The following is a 13,694-nucleotide window of genomic DNA, read 5'->3' on the forward strand; positions in this document are numbered from 1 at the left end:
TTGCGCGTCGCCGTGAGGTTCGCCGCGCTGGTGCTGGCCAGCCCGCTCGCGGCCCTGGCCGCCCCCTGCCCGCAGTTCGAAGGCAGCTTCACCCTCCAGGGAGAAGCTGCCGCTGTCGGGGACGCGCTGCGCGCCCTCGGCACGGACCGCACCGACACGGTCGGGGGCAACCTCACGCTCAGCGCCCGCTCGGGCTCACCCTTGCGTTTGAGCTTCGATCCGCCGGCGACCGACCGACCCAGGCAAGCCATCGAATGGGCCTTGAACAGCCCGGCGGACTTCCGCTGCGAGAAGGGCTGGCTGGTGATGGCCCGCGCCGTCGAGGCCAGTCGTGGCGTCTTCGAAGGCCGCTCCACCGTCCGCATCGCGCCGGGCGCGGACGGCATCGGCCTGCAGGTGGAGGTGAGCTTCAAGGGCCGCGAGTCCGCCCGCATCTACAGCTACGACTCGGCCAAGATCGACGTGCCACTGCCCTGGTCGCGCAAGTCCGTCACCGAGCGGCTGCTCTGGAACGGCGCCAGCATCGTGGCCTGGCGCGGCAAGCTGCCGGCATCCGCGCTGGAATCCGCGCCCACGCCCACGCCCGCGCGCGCGCCCGCGCCTTCGCACGCTCCCCCAACTTCGCGGGCGCCCGCGGCCGCGGCCGCGGAGTCTGCCGGCGTGAAGCAGGCGCGCCAGCTGCTGGGCCGAACCGGCCTGCTGCTCGCCGATGTGACGGCGGACGAGGCGGCCCTGCGCGCCAAGGTCCAGGCCACACCTGCCGAGCTGGCCCGCCTGGAAGACACGCTGCGGGCGGCCGGAGTCGCCTACGAGGTGCCGGTCTCGCCGATACAGACCGGCTACGCCTACTTCGTGGAGGTGGTGCTGCCTCAAGGGACGGGCGCCACCAGCCAGCCCAGCCGGCTGTGGGTGGAGCAGGAACTGCAGCGCTTTCTGCCCAGCTATGCGAGTGTGAACAGGGCCGAATGGCGGGACGGCGCGTGGATCGCGCAGCTCGGGCTGATCAACGGGCTGAAGCCCGAAGACGCCTTGCAGCGCCTGCGTGGCTCCAGCAAGGCCTTCAGCGAAGTGCGCGTGCTGCCCGGCACCGAGCGCGTCCTGGGACCTGCGATGCGCTTCGTCGATGTGCAGCTGCGACCGCGCTAGGCAGGCGATGCGAGCCTCGGCCAACACCTAGCTTGGCAGGGAATACTAACGTTCATCCTTGGGAGACAGGCAGCCCTCGGCCCTTCACAGAATGCGTGCGGGCGACTTGCCCACATTCAATCCCACAAGGAGACCCCATGCTGAAAAAGACGTGCCTGATCATCGCAGCGACCCTGATGACCGTGGCCTCGGTGCCCAGCTTTGCTGCGGCCAAGAGCACGCCGGCTCAACCGAATATCACCTGCGGCCTGTGGCTGCCCTGGTGCCCGAAGTACTGAGCCCCTGAGCCCGCAGACGCCCGTGGCCTCGCTCGACGCCACGGGCGTTTTCATGTCGCCCTGCGGACCCGCCAGGCCTGAGCCACCGCCCAGCTCAGCTCGGGCAGCATGAAGAGCAGCAGCACCGGCGCGCCGGTCTGCCACCAGGCCCAGGCCATCCACAGGCTGAACAGCACCCGCCCGGCGGCGTCATAGCGGCCGAACTGCACCGTCGGCCCGCGCAGCCTCAGTACCGCCCAGACCAGGACGATGCTGCCCATCAGCAGCGCGAACAGCGTCTGGAAAACATCAAAGACCGGCAGGGCTTGGCCGCCCAGGGCCTGGTTGATGACGCTGAGCCGGTCGCGGTTGAATTCGAAGCTCCAGGGCGTCGCGAAAGGCGCCGTGACGATGAAGTCGTAGAGGGCACTGAACCAGACGACGCGCTGGAAGCAAGGGGTGCTGAAGGCAGGCATGAGCAGGCACGAAATGAGAACGTGCCGTCATGCTCGACCCTGGACCACACTCCAGGGTCAAGCACTTTCTCGCCTAATCGCTCATGAAGATCGGCACCCTCTCCGCCCTCACCGGCCTGAGCCGCGACAGCCTGCGCTTCTACGAGAAGCGCGGCCTGCTGCAGGCGCGTCGCGCCGACAACGGCTACCGCGACTACCCCGAAGAGGCCGTGCAATGGCTGGGCTATGTGCGCACGGCCCAGCAGCTGGGCTTCACGCTGGCCGAGATCGCGGCCGACATGCCCTTGCTGGCCCAGGGCGAGGAGGCTGGCCCGGCGCTGCGGGCAGCGCTGGCAATCAAGCTGGCGGACATCGATGCGCGCATCGCGGCCCTGCGGGGCTTGCGCGCCGAGCTGGCAAAGCGCCTCGACGCCACGCCCGAAACTGGAGCGAGCTGCCCCTTGCGATCGGCATGATTTGACGGATGCAACAACGGGGCGATGGCGACTTCCGCCGGCGCCGCGGGACAATCGTGGGTTTTGCCCGCCGCTTCCACAACCGGGACAGCGGCACTTTTCAGCAGTACTTCCTCATGTTGTCATCCCTCCTCCGTTGGCCGCGATTCTTTTCCGGCCTGGCCCTGGCCCTCATCGTCTGCATCTTCGCCGGCTGCGGTGGCGGCGGCGGCTCCGGCTGCGCCCTCGACGGCGGCAGCTTCGCCTTCGTCTATTCGCCCGAACTGAAGACCACGGCGCCCCAGCCCACCCACGGCCAGCTGAGCTACAAGCTGGGCGAGGCCAAGACCTGGAAGCTGCAGGTCACCGGCATTACCGCAGGCTGCATGGCCAATGCGAAGTTCCGGGTCTTCGATGGCCAGTCGCTGCCCGCAGGCGTCACCCTCAATCCCACCACCGGCGATCTGAGCACCACGGGCCTGACCCGGCATGTGGAGGGCGAATGCCTGCCTCCCGGCGCCATCTCGTCTTCCCAGCTGTCGGTCAACCGCGTCTGCCCTGACGGCATGACTGTCGGTCCGAACTACATCTTCCTGTCGTTCTCCTCGGACGCCATCAGCCCGCCGGCGAGCTTCACGGTCAGCTTCACGCCTGAGGGCTGAGGTCGTTCAGACCACCACGCAGCGTCCGCCCCCCTGAGCGAGGTCTTCAGCTCGCCTCACTGGATGCCGAAAATCTGTTCAGAGGCCGCCGTCGCGCGGCATTCCGGAGGCCTGTCATGGTGGGCGCGATCGGTGGCGTGAGCCCGGTGGGCTCTGGCGGGCGGAGCATCGTTGCCAGCCCGGAGCTGGCCGTGCTGCGGAAGCAGCTCGCCGATTGCGTCAACTGCGAGTCCGCCAAGACACAGAGCGGCCAAACCCAGATCGCTCAGCTCAGTGCGCGCGTTGCCGCGGTCAAGGAGCAGCTGCAAAACACCGGAGCGAGCGCCACTCCGCCGGCCTCACCGCCCGCCAGTCCCCCGTCCCTCTCGACGCCCGGTAACTTGCTGGATGTCTACGCCTGAATCCGGCTCCGGATGGCTGCCTCAGCCCAGCTTCACCAGACGCTTCGCCGCCTCCGCCAGCGTCTCGTCCCGCTTCGCAAAACAGAACCTGACATGCCGCCGCTCCTGCGGCCGCTGGTAGAAGACCGCCAGCGGGATGGCCGCGACGCCGATCTCGGTGGTGAGCCAGCGGGCGAAGTCCAGTTCGGTCTTGTCGCGGTACATCGGTAGCGCGCTGTAGTCCACGGTCTGGAAGTAGGTGCCCTCGCAGGGCAGCAGCTTCAGCGGCGTGGCGGCCAGGGCGGTGCGGAAACCGTCGCGCTTGGCCTGGTAGAAGTCGCTCAGGCCCTGCCAGGGCGCCGGGTCCTTCAAGTAGGCCGCAATCGCATGCTGGGTCGGCGTGTGCACCGTGAACACCGTGTACTGGTGCAGGCGGCGGAAGGCGGCCGACAACGCCGCCGGCGCGGCGACGAAGCCGACCTTCCAGCCCGTCACATGGAAGGTCTTGCCGAAGCTGCTGACGAGAAAGCTGCGGTCGCTCAGGCCCGGGTAGCGCGCCACGCTTTCATGCGGCGCACCGTCGAACACCATGTGCTCGTAGACCTCGTCGCTGACGATGAAAAGATCGTGCTGCTCGGCGATGCGCGCCAGCTCGACCAGGTCCTCCTGCGTCGCGACACGGCCGCTCGGGTTGTGCGGTGTGTTGATGACCAGCGCCCGGGTGCGCGGCGTGATGGCGGCGCGCACGGCGGCCCAATCGATGCGGTAGTCCAGCGTCATCGGCACGCCGATGGGCACGGCACCGGCCAGGCGGATGGCCGGGTCGTAGCTGTCGTAGGCCGGCTCGATGATGATGACTTCGTCGCCCGCGCCGACGCAGCTGTGCAGGGCCGTGATCAGCCCCTGCGTGCCACCCGCCGTGATGGTGATGTCGCGGTCCGCGTCATAGGCCGAACCGTAGAGGTTGTTGAGCTTGGCAGCGATGGCCTGCCGCAGCGCCGGCACGCCGGTCATCGGCGGGTACTGGTTGTGGCCGGCAGCCATGGCGTCGGTGACGGCCTGCAGCAGGGCCGGGTCGGCACCGAAGTCCGGGAAGCCCTGGCCGAGATTGACGGCGCCATGCTCGGCGGCCAGGGCCGACATGACGGTGAAGATGGTGGTGCCGGTGTTGGGCAGCTTGGTGGGCAAAGCAGGCATGGGACGCATTCTGCTTGCGTCGTCGCATCGCGAACGCACGGCTGCGCCGTGCATCATCACGGGATGCATGTGGATATGCGAAAACTTCTTCTCGCCGCCAGTCTGTGGGTCGTGGCCGGCATGGCGGCCGCACAGGCTCCGGCCCAGGACTGCGTGCGCAGCGAACCCCAACCGCTGCTTCCCTCGGCCCATGGCGTCGAAGCCAGGCAGTTCCGTCGCCTCAACACGCATGAAGCCGTCGAGAGCTTCACCCTCCGCAGTGGCGACCGCTTCCGCGTCGAGCATGGCGGCTGCGAGTACGTCGTCCTCAGCTTCAGCTTGCGTCCGGCACAAGCGAACTCCTCTCGCTTGCTCGCGGCCGCCCAAGGTCTGCGTCAATTGGCGGCGCTGAAACCCGCTGCCATCTTCGATCTGGCGGCGGCCGCCAGCGCCATGGAGGCGCTGGCGCGCTCGGGCCAGGCCCTCGTCAACGGGCAGGAATATCCGGTGCCTGGCGATGGCGAGGACTTCCTGCAGGCGCGCTTCATGTTCGACGCTGCGCCCCGGGGCGTCGTGAGCTTCAAGCTGATCAGGGGCCCGCTGTAGTCAGCGTTCTAGGCCCGCCCAGCAAGGCTCGCCGTGCTGCCAGACCGATCGGGAAACCAAACACGAAGCAATGCGCCGCAATGGCCGCCGCATCCAGCTTCGGCGGCCAGAACGGCGTGTGCAGAGCCGACAGCGGCAGCACCACGTTGTTCATGCCGAAATAGACGACGAAGCCGTAGGCCAGGCCGGCCGCCGTCGCATTGCGCAGCAGGGCCGGCAACCGCAAGGCCACGACGCAGAAGATGGCCGCCCAGATGAGGGCGATGCCGTAATGCAGCGCGACGCCCAGCGCAAAGGTCGCGGGTCCGCCGGCAAAGGCGGCCTCGCGGCCGACGAGGCCTGCGGCCACGCCCTGGAAGACGCGCAGCTTCATGCCGTAATAGCTCAGCGCAAAGACCAGATCTCCGGTGCCGGCCAGCAGGCCTCCCCAGACGATGGCACGGGTCAGGGGTTTCATGGCACGACTCCCGGTGGACCTTTGAGTTCGACGACATTGCCCTCGGGGTCGCTGAGGTAGATGGACGGCCCCTCGCCTTCGGCACCATAGCGGCTCTCGGTCTTGCCGCCCTCGACGCCATGGGCCGCCAGATGTGCGCGGATGGCGGCTGCGTCGAAGGGCTCGACGCGCAGGCAGAAGTGGTCCATGTTGCGCCCCTCGGCACCGGGCGCCGCGCCGCCCATGCGGCCCAGCTTGCCGTCCACCGGCACCAGGTCGATCAGCGAGTGGCCGGCGCGCAGTTGCACCAGGCCGATTTCATCCTGACGGCGCTCGATCGAGCAGCCGAGCACGTCGAGATAGAAGCGCAGCATGGCGTCGAGGTCAACGACACGCAGCACGAGGTGGTCAATGCCCTGCAGCTTGAGCATGCGGCGGTTCTCCTGGCGGAAGGGCCGCATCATGCCGCGCTGCCGGCAAAAGAAAAGGGCGCCGAAGCGCCCTTGACTGCGAAAGCGTTCCTGGAATCAGGCGCGCTTGCGGCGAGCGGCTGCCAGGCCGGCGAGTGCCAGGCCCGCCAGGGCCAGGGCGCCCGGTTCCGGCACGGTGGTGGCATCGACGCGGAAGGCGAAGTTCTCGAGGTGAAGGCGGTGGTCGCTGACCCAGGCCGAGAAGGCGTTGCCGGTGTCCTCGGGGATCGCGTAGAGGCCATCGCCGTCAACGTCGATGTGCAGGTCATCAGCTGCGGCATTGCCGCTGGTGCCGTAGGTGACGGGATCACCCCAGCCGTCCATCCAGGCCTTGAAGTCGATCAGGGAAGCGTCGCTGCCCTGGGTCGAGATCACGTAGTCGGAGGCGTTGCCACCAAACATCGCGGCGGCGGCTTCGCGGCCGGAATAGACCTTGGTGGTGTAGTGGCCGCTGGCGTCCGTGGCGGACCAGTTGGGGCCGCTGTCCACAAACCAGCTGCCGACAAAGGTGTAGCCGGCATGGGCCGACTGCGAGGCCAGGGCCAGGGCTGCGATGGCCGAGGCGGCGGCCAGCTTCTTCAGATTCGTCTTCATGGGATTCCCTCGTTATTGGTGTGCGGTCGCGAGCACTGCTGGCTCCTCCGGAAGGGGCAGGACGCAATTTGCGGGCCACCCACCCCCTAGCTTCGCGAGATACCCCCCTAGTTCAAAATGAATCAACAACTTGGCCCTCACGGGAGCCAGCTCTCCGCCCTGGAGCCGCTGGACTGCGGGCGCCGCCGTAAAGCGCTCCGACACCCCGAGATGCAGGGTTGAGCAAGGACGCCGCCCGTGCCGGAAGTGACGACGGGTTTGTCCTGAGTAACGACCAGGTCTCGTCGCGCTCAATAGGACCATGCAAGTCCTGCAGGCCTTTTCCCCATGCTCCCCGACATGAGCTGGCTCACCCGCCTCGGCTTTGTCGCGCCGGCTGCGTCCGCCCTCGGCGACGAGGCCGCGCTGCTGGCCCGCGTGGCCGACGGCGATGCCGAGGCCCTGGCCCTGGTCTACCGGCGCGAAAGCGGATCGGTCTATCGCTATGCGCTGGCCCTGGCCGGCGACGAGGCGACGGCCCTGGACGCCGTTCAGGAGGCCTTTGCCCAGCTGCTGCGCGGACCGCAAGCCTTCGACGCCGGGCGCGGCTCGCTGGGCGCCTACCTGGCCGGCATGGCCCGCCACCAACTGCTGAACCAGTGGCGCGATGCGCGACGCCACATCCCGCTGGACGAATCCCTGGACGCCGACGAAAACGCCGACCCCATGCCGGCCAGCGATGCCCGGCTGAACCAGGTCCAGCAGCAGGATGGCCTGTGGGCCGCCATCCGGTCCCTGAGCTGGCCGCAGCGCGAGGCCATCGTGCTGGTGGACCTGCAGGAGCGCAGCTACGAGGACGCCGCCGCCATCGCCGGCATCAGCACCGACACGCTGCGCAGCCGCCTGCACCGCGCCCGCCAGCGCCTGGCCGACCTGCTGGCCATGGGAGAACGACCATGAGCAACCCCAACGACACCCCGGCCTGGCTGGCCGCCGCCCGCGCCGACTTCGCGCGCCTGCAGCCTGATGCCGCGCAAGACGCCGCCCTGCTGGCCCGCCTGACCGAACAGCAGCACCTGCAGCGCGCCCGCCGCCTTGCCGCCGCGACGGCAGAGACCCACGAGCCGCGCTGGCTGCGCCGCTTGGCCTGGGGCGGTGGCGCCCTCGGCGCCACGGCGGCGCTGCTGCTGACCACCATGCTGCTGCTGGACCCGCCCGGCACCCAGACCGCCCGGGCGGCCCCGAGCGGCAGCGGCTTCATTCCGCTGGTGCCCGAGCCTGAATTCCGCCAGGCCCTGGAGGCCGGCCGCAACGCCGCGGTCTGGCTGCAGCCCACCGAGTTGCCGCGCGAGCGCCTGGCCCTGCTGGGCCTGCCCTTCGACGCCGCGCGCGCCGACGAGACCGTGCATGCCGAGCTGATGCTGAACCCGAACGGCCAGGTGCTGGCCGTGCGCATCCTGAACTGAACACGACGGAGAACGACATGAAGCAACCCCTCACCGCCCTGACGCTGCTGGCCATTGCCGCCTCGGCCACCGCGCTGGAGGCCGACCGGCTCAACGAGCGCGACATCGAACGCGAGGTGGAGCGCAGCGTGCAGCTGGCCCTATCCGACCTGCCGGTGCGCATCGCCCTGGGCGACCAAGCCCTGGCCTTTGCCGGCCGCGAGCTGGAGGGCGAGCGCGTCGTCAAGGGCGCGCCCTACTGCGCGACGGCCGTGCATGAGAACGTGCAGACCCTGGGCGACGGCAACCGCATCGTGCGCAAGCAGCAGAGCCAGCTCTGCCGCGACGGCGAGGGCCGCACGCGGCGCGAGGTGCAGCGCGAAGGCGGCCCCAAGGTCGTCTACCTGAACGACCCGGTGGCCAAGGAGGCCTGGGTCATCTATCCCGACCAGAAGCGCGTGCAGCGCCTGCGCGGCAGCGCCAGCTGGGCCCAGGGTGGCGACGCCGCCGCGCAGGCGGCCTGGGAGGCCTCGATGCGTGACTGGGGCGAGCGCATGAAGGAGCAGGCCGCGCGCTGGAAGGAATGGAGCGCCCGCGTGGCCGAACGGGCCCGCAGCGTCGACGCCGAACGCGTGCGCGCCCGGGCCATGGCCGGCGAGCCGGGCATCGTCATCGAGCAGGAAGTCGTCGTGCCGCCGGTGCCGCCCGTGCCGGGCGCCAGCGCTCCCGAGCGTCGCCGTGAGTTGCGTGTCATCCGCGCCAGCGAACTGCCCGCCCCGCCGACCATGCCCACGCCGCCCTCGCCGCTGACGGCACCGGTGCCACCCGTGCCGCCGGTCCCGCTGCTGCTGCCCGGCCCCATGCTGCCGCGCGAGGGCGGCACGACGACGGCGCTGGCGGCCAAGGAGATCGAAGGCGTCAAGGTCAGCGGCGAGCGCACGACCTGGACCATCGAGGCCGGCAAGATCGGCAACGAGAAACCCATCGTCATCAGCCGCGAGGTCTGGCGCAGCCCCGAGCTGGGGTTGACGGTGCAGAGCCGCGACGCCGACCCGCGCCAGGGCGAGCAGAACTACCGGCTCGAGAAGATCAAGCGCGGCGAGCCCGACCCGGCCCTGATGAAGCCGCCTGCCGACTACAGCGACGGCACGCGCCGCAGCGCCAGGCCGGCGGCGAGCGCGCCCAAAGCCTCTTGAAGCGCCCCTGATACGCGGCACACTCGCGCGGTTGCCGCCGCGCTGTGTCCCGCATGAAATACGACGACTCGGAGTACTTCTTTCTCAATTTCGAGACCGACCTCGACAAGGCGGCGGCCCACACGCATATTGGCATGTACCTGGCCTGGGCGGTACTCAGCGGCCTGGGGCGCGACGATGAAGGTGGGAGCCGCCGCGCGTCCGAGACTGCCCGGCTCAGGGCGCGCGAGATCACGGGAGGCCAGTTCCTGTCCCGGCTTTGCGATGGCAAGCTGACGGACGCCGACTTCAACGCCGAAGGCAATGCCTTCGCATCGCACTATTACGGCCGGCGTTTCTACGACGACTACGCCCAGGCCTTCGACAAGCAGATCCCGAGCACCGGCCATGACGCCGACGACATCTGCAGCGTGCCTGACACCTGGGCCAACTTCGACCTGCTCAGGCCGGTGCTGGACCGGCGCCTTGCGCAATGGCGGTCGGGCAGCCCGGACACCACACCCCCGGAGCCCTCCGCGAACGCCGGCTTCGACATCGCGGGCTTGCAGCGCAAGGCCGACGCGGGAGACGCCGAGGCCTGGCTGCTGCTGGGTCAGATGCACATCAGCGGCGCCCTGGGGCAGCGCGACGCGCTGAAGGCGGCCGACGCCTACGAGAAGGCCGCGCAGACGGGCCATGCCGAGGCGGCCTTCCTGCTGAGCGCCTGCTACGAGCGCGGCGACGGACGGCCTCAGGACCAGCGGCAGTGCCTGCGCTGGCTGGCTCGCGCGGCCGAGGGAGGCCACGGCCAGGCAGCCTTCCTGCTGGCCATGGCGTATCGGCGCGGCAATGCCGTCCCGCAGGACTGGATGGCCGCGGACGCGCTGATGCGGCTGGCGCATCAGCGCGGCGTGGCGGAGGCGGCAGGCGCGGTCATGCTGCCGGGCCAGCAGCAGGAGTCCGCCGCCCTCGCCGCACGCATGGCGGAGCCGGGGCAATTGGTGGCCCTGCTGTCAGAACGTCGGCGGCGCGCGCGCGCGGGCCAGGCCGCCCATGCCGAGACTGAGGCTGGTGCAACCGGCAGCCAGGCGGCTTCAGGCCTGGTTCAAGCGGCGCTGTGGCTGGGTGCGCTCAACCTGCTGTCGCCCCTGCTGCTGGGCAGCTTCGAACGTTCCCAGGTCCAGTGGCTGAGCTGGCCTCTCGCGCTGATCGGCGCCTGGGGCGTCTACGCCGTGGCACCTTCGCGTGGCATGCACGGCCCGCTGCGCCTCGTGCTGACCGCAGTGACGGCGGCCCTGGGGGCGATGGGAGGGCTGGTCAGCCTGTGGCTGCTGCTGCGCCGCCGAGATCAGACCGACAGCTGAAAGGCTCAGGCCGCCAGGCCTGGGGAAGCGGCGGTCAAGCCGCAAGGTCTGAACAAGCGGCGGTCAAGCCGCCGTGAGCATCTGGCTGAAGAACTTCTCGCCGCTGACGCGCGGCTTGTAGGCCGACACGGCCTTGGCGATGGCCGCGATGTGGTCGGGGGTCGTGCCGCAGCAGCCGCCGGCGATGTTCAGGAAACCGGCCTGGGCGAACTCACCCACCAGGCGTGCCGTCACGTCCGGCGTCTCGTCGAAGCCGGTGTCGCTCATGGGGTTGGGCAGGCCGGCGTTGGGGTAGCAGCTGACCGCCACGTCGCCGGCCACCTTGGACAGCTCCTCGATATAGGGCCGCATCAGCGTCGCGCCCAGAGCGCAGTTCAGGCCGATGGCGATGGGTCGTGCATGGCGCACCGAGTGCCAGAAGGCCGTCACCGTCTGGCCGGACAGGATGCGGCCGGAGGCGTCGGTCACCGTGCCCGAGATGATGACGGGCAGGCGCTCGCCGCTGTCTTCCATCAGCTCGTCCAGCGCAAAGATGGCGGCCTTGGCGTTCAGCGTGTCGAAGATGGTCTCGACGAGGAAGAGGTCGCAGCCGCCCTCCAGCAAGCCCTTGGCCTGCTCGTAGTAGGCCGCGCGCAGCGTGTCGAAATCGACGTTGCGAGCGCCGGGGTCGTTGACGTCGGGGCTGATGGAGGCCGTGCGCGGCGTCGGGCCCAGCGCCCCGGCGACATAGCGGGGCTTGTCGGGCGTCGAGTATTTGTCGCAGGCGGCGCGGGCCAGCTTGGCGGCCTCGACGTTCATCTCATAAGCCAGCCCGGCGAGGTCGTAGTCCTCCTGGGCCACGGAGGTGGCGCCGAAGGTGTTGGTCTCGATGAGGTCGGCGCCGGCGGCCAGGTATTGCTCGTGGATCTCGCTGAGCACGTCGGGCCGCGTGAACATCAGCATCTCGTTGTTGCCCTTCAGGTCCTTGTGATGGTCCTTGAAGCGCTCGCCGCGGTAGTCGGCCTCGCCGAGCTTGTAGCGCTGGATCATGGTGCCCATGGCGCCGTCCAGCACGGCAATGCGGTTCTGGAGGATGGCCGGCAGGCCTTGGGCACGGGTGTAGGCGATGGACTTCATGCGGCGATTTTCGCAGCCTTGGCAATGGCCTCACCCAGTTGGGTACATGAGGCCTGGCCGCCCAGGTCGGGAGTTTTTGGCGCGGCCGGGTCGGCCAGCACCGCCTCGATGGCCGCCATGACGGCGTCGTGGGCGGCGCGGTGGCCCAGGAAGTCCAGCATCATGGCGCCGGCCCAGATCTGGCCGATGGGGTTGGCGATGCCCTTCCCCGCGATGTCGGGCGCCGAGCCGTGCACCGGCTCGAACAGGCTGGGCCACTCGCGCGTCGGGTTCAGGTTGGCCGATGGCGCGATGGCGATGGTGCCGGTGCAGGCCGGGCCGAGGTCGGACAGGATGTCGCCGAACAGATTGCTCGCCACGACGACGTCGAAGGCTTGAGGCTTCTGCACGAAGTGGGCGCAGAGGATGTCGATGTGGAACTTGTCGACGGCCACGCCGGGGAACTGGGCCGCCATGGCCTCGACGCGTTCGTCCCAGTAGGGCATGGTGATGGCGATGCCATTGCTCTTGGTGGCGGACGTGAGCTTGGCGCGCGGCCGCGCGGCGGCCAGCTCGAAGGCGAAGCGCAGCACGCGGTCGATGCCGATGCGGCTCATGACCGTCTCCTGCAGCACGATCTCGCGCTCGGTGCCGGCGTACATGCGACCGCCGACGCTGGAGTATTCGCCCTCGGTGTTCTCGCGCACGATCCACATGTCGATGTCGCCAGGCGAGCGCCCCGCCAGTGGCGAGCGCACGCCGGGCAGCAGGCGGGCCGGGCGCAGGTTCACATACTGGTCGAACTCGCGGCGGAACTTCAGCAGCGAGCCCCACAGGCTGACATGGTCGGGCACGGTGGCCGGCCAGCCGACGGCGCCGAAGAAGATGGCGTCATGCCCGCCGATCTGGTCCTTCCAGTCGTCGGGCAGCATCTGGCCGTGCTGCTCGTAGTAGCGGCAGTCGGCAAAGGCAAACTCGTCGAACTGCAGCGGCAAGCCGAAGCGCTCGGCCACCGCGCGCAGCACGCGCAGGCCCTCGGGCATCACTTCCTGGCCGATGCCGTCCCCGGCGATCACGGCAATCTTCTGCATCACTCGTCTCCAAAAAACGCTGCGGCTTCGGCCAGCACCACGTCGGGCACTTCCTCGGCGATGTAGTGGCCGCTGTCGACCGCACGGCCGCTCACGTCATCGGCTGCGGCCTGCCAGAGCTTCATCGGCTCGAAGCAGGTTCCGACGATGCCCTTGGCGCCCCACAGCACGCGCAGCGGCTGCTTGACGCGCCGGCCGGCGGCCCGGTCGGCGCGGTCGTGCGCCAGGTCGATGCCGGCCCCGGCACGATAGTCGGCGCAGACGGCTGCCGCAGAGCCGGGGCGCAGCAGGCAGCGTTCGTATTCGGCCCAGGCACGCTTGTCGAAGAAGTCGCCCTTGCTGCCCATGCCCTCGCGCAGATAGGCGACGGGGTCGGCCTCGATGAGGCGCTCGGGCCGCGGCGCGGGCTGGATGAGAAAGAACCAGTGCCAGTAGCCGCGCGCAAAGGCCTCGGTGGTGCCCTCGTACATGGCCAGGGTCGGCGCGATGTCGAGCAGCAGCAGCCGCGTGACGGCCTGCGGGTGGTCCAGCGCCAGGCGGTGGGCCACCCGCGCGCCACGGTCGTGGGCCAGCACGGCAAAGCGCTCATGGCCGAGGGACTGCATCAGCGTCACGGCGTCCTTGGCCATCTCGCGCTTGGCATAGGCCGCACTGCCCTCACCGGCCGGCGGACGGTCGCTGTCGCCATAGCCGCGCAGGTCCATCAGCACGACGCGGCGGTCACGCGCCAGCGTCGGTGCGACGCGGTGCCACATGGCCATGGTCTGCGGATGGCCGTGCAGAAGCAGCAAGGGCGGCCTGCCGGAGTCCGACGGGCCGCCCTGGCGGGCGAACAGCGTGACGCCGTCTCGCTGAACGGTTAGCGGTCGGAAGTCGGTCCACATGGTGGACCGATTCTGCCGCTCAGC

The 13,694-nt window shown here is 69.4% G+C and carries 18 protein-coding genes; 10 read left to right on the top strand and 8 right to left on the bottom strand.

Annotation, left to right across the window (positions count from 1 at the left end; translation table 11 throughout):
* Window positions 1-12 precede the first annotated feature (12 nt).
* Window positions 13-1,146, top strand: coding sequence for a hypothetical protein (locus ACS5PN_RS09765; RefSeq protein ID WP_439463762.1), 1,134 nt, complete (start codon window positions 13-15; stop codon window positions 1,144-1,146).
* A 137-nt stretch (window positions 1,147-1,283) separates the two neighbouring features.
* A complete protein-coding gene (locus ACS5PN_RS09770; RefSeq protein WP_439463763.1) occupies window positions 1,284-1,424 on the top strand; it encodes a hypothetical protein in 141 nt (46 codons plus the stop codon).
* Between the two features lie 50 nt (window positions 1,425-1,474).
* Here ACS5PN_RS09770 and ACS5PN_RS09775 read toward each other — a convergent pair whose 3' ends face one another.
* On the bottom strand, window positions 1,475-1,879 hold the full coding sequence (locus ACS5PN_RS09775; protein ID WP_439463764.1) for a hypothetical protein: 405 nt from the start codon (window positions 1,877-1,879) through the stop codon (window positions 1,475-1,477).
* 83 nt (window positions 1,880-1,962) lie between these two features.
* Here ACS5PN_RS09775 and ACS5PN_RS09780 point away from each other — a divergent pair, with 83 nt between their 5' ends.
* The 3 genes from ACS5PN_RS09780 to ACS5PN_RS09790 all read left to right on the top strand — a co-directional run bounded on the left by ACS5PN_RS09780 (window position 1,963) and on the right by ACS5PN_RS09790 (window position 3,376).
* On the top strand, window positions 1,963-2,334 hold the full coding sequence (locus ACS5PN_RS09780) for a MerR family transcriptional regulator (RefSeq protein WP_439463765.1): 372 nt from the start codon (window positions 1,963-1,965) through the stop codon (window positions 2,332-2,334).
* 119 nt (window positions 2,335-2,453) lie between these two features.
* Window positions 2,454-2,975: a hypothetical protein gene (locus ACS5PN_RS09785; protein WP_439463766.1), complete on the top strand. Its 522-nt coding sequence runs from the start codon at window positions 2,454-2,456 to the stop codon at window positions 2,973-2,975.
* 116 nt (window positions 2,976-3,091) lie between these two features.
* The gene (locus tag ACS5PN_RS09790; RefSeq protein ID WP_439463767.1) at window positions 3,092-3,376 is read left to right on the top strand and encodes a hypothetical protein; all 285 of its coding nucleotides are present in this window, start codon (window positions 3,092-3,094) and stop codon (window positions 3,374-3,376) included.
* A gap of 21 nt (window positions 3,377-3,397) precedes the next feature.
* On the opposite strand, the gene ACS5PN_RS09795 is transcribed toward ACS5PN_RS09790, so the two are convergent.
* Window positions 3,398-4,606, bottom strand: coding sequence for a methionine aminotransferase (locus ACS5PN_RS09795; RefSeq protein ID WP_439465553.1), 1,209 nt, complete (start codon window positions 4,604-4,606; stop codon window positions 3,398-3,400).
* 21 nt (window positions 4,607-4,627) lie between these two features.
* On the opposite strand from ACS5PN_RS09795, the gene ACS5PN_RS09800 reads away from it, so the two are divergent.
* Entirely contained in the window at window positions 4,628-5,137 is a 510-nt protein-coding gene (locus tag ACS5PN_RS09800) for a hypothetical protein (protein ID WP_439463768.1), read from the top strand.
* Here the strand turns inward: ACS5PN_RS09800 and ACS5PN_RS09805 are convergent.
* The 3 genes from ACS5PN_RS09805 to ACS5PN_RS09815 all read right to left on the bottom strand — a co-directional run bounded on the left by ACS5PN_RS09805 (window position 5,121) and on the right by ACS5PN_RS09815 (window position 6,637).
* Window positions 5,121-5,594, bottom strand: coding sequence for a hypothetical protein (locus ACS5PN_RS09805; protein WP_439463769.1), 474 nt, complete (start codon window positions 5,592-5,594; stop codon window positions 5,121-5,123). The two genes, ACS5PN_RS09800 and ACS5PN_RS09805, sit on opposite strands and share 17 nt — an antisense overlap.
* Window positions 5,591-6,004 carry a VOC family protein gene (locus ACS5PN_RS09810; RefSeq protein ID WP_439465554.1) on the bottom strand — a complete coding sequence of 138 codons (414 nt, stop codon included), beginning with the start codon at window positions 6,002-6,004 and terminating at the stop codon, window positions 5,591-5,593. The genes ACS5PN_RS09805 and ACS5PN_RS09810 overlap by 4 nt, the downstream gene beginning before the upstream one ends.
* A 96-nt stretch (window positions 6,005-6,100) precedes the next feature.
* Window positions 6,101-6,637, bottom strand: coding sequence for a PEP-CTERM sorting domain-containing protein (locus ACS5PN_RS09815; protein WP_439463770.1), 537 nt, complete (start codon window positions 6,635-6,637; stop codon window positions 6,101-6,103).
* Between the two features lie 339 nt (window positions 6,638-6,976).
* On the opposite strand from ACS5PN_RS09815, the gene ACS5PN_RS09820 reads away from it, so the two are divergent.
* From ACS5PN_RS09820 to ACS5PN_RS09835, 4 genes are read left to right on the top strand one after another with little or no spacing between them, the layout of a single operon-like run.
* On the top strand, window positions 6,977-7,576 hold the full coding sequence (locus ACS5PN_RS09820) for an RNA polymerase sigma factor (protein ID WP_439463771.1): 600 nt from the start codon (window positions 6,977-6,979) through the stop codon (window positions 7,574-7,576).
* Window positions 7,573-8,082 (top strand): hypothetical protein, encoded by a 510-nt coding sequence (locus ACS5PN_RS09825; protein ID WP_439463772.1) that lies wholly within the window; start codon window positions 7,573-7,575, stop codon window positions 8,080-8,082. Before ACS5PN_RS09820 ends, ACS5PN_RS09825 begins: the two co-directional genes overlap by 4 nt.
* A gap of 17 nt (window positions 8,083-8,099) precedes the next feature.
* Window positions 8,100-9,257 (top strand): hypothetical protein, encoded by a 1,158-nt coding sequence (locus ACS5PN_RS09830; RefSeq protein ID WP_439463773.1) that lies wholly within the window; start codon window positions 8,100-8,102, stop codon window positions 9,255-9,257.
* Window positions 9,258-9,310: 53 nt separating this feature from the next.
* Window positions 9,311-10,600 carry a tetratricopeptide repeat protein gene (locus tag ACS5PN_RS09835; RefSeq protein WP_439463774.1) on the top strand — a complete coding sequence of 430 codons (1,290 nt, stop codon included), beginning with the start codon at window positions 9,311-9,313 and terminating at the stop codon, window positions 10,598-10,600.
* A 63-nt stretch (window positions 10,601-10,663) separates the two neighbouring features.
* Here ACS5PN_RS09835 and ACS5PN_RS09840 read toward each other — a convergent pair whose 3' ends face one another.
* From ACS5PN_RS09840 to ACS5PN_RS09850, 3 genes are read right to left on the bottom strand one after another with little or no spacing between them, the layout of a single operon-like run.
* Entirely contained in the window at window positions 10,664-11,716 is a 1,053-nt protein-coding gene (locus ACS5PN_RS09840; protein ID WP_439463775.1) for a homocysteine S-methyltransferase family protein, read from the bottom strand.
* On the bottom strand, window positions 11,713-12,786 hold the full coding sequence (locus ACS5PN_RS09845; protein ID WP_439463776.1) for a tartrate dehydrogenase: 1,074 nt from the start codon (window positions 12,784-12,786) through the stop codon (window positions 11,713-11,715). Before ACS5PN_RS09845 ends, ACS5PN_RS09840 begins: the two co-directional genes overlap by 4 nt.
* A complete protein-coding gene (locus ACS5PN_RS09850) occupies window positions 12,786-13,670 on the bottom strand; it encodes an alpha/beta fold hydrolase (RefSeq protein WP_439463777.1) in 885 nt (294 codons plus the stop codon). Before ACS5PN_RS09850 ends, ACS5PN_RS09845 begins: the two co-directional genes overlap by 1 nt.
* Window positions 13,671-13,694 lie beyond the last annotated feature (24 nt).

Origin of the sequence: Roseateles sp. NT4 (genome assembly GCF_051857475.1) — a bacterium.
GTDB lineage: Bacteria > Pseudomonadota > Gammaproteobacteria > Burkholderiales > Burkholderiaceae_C > Pelomonas.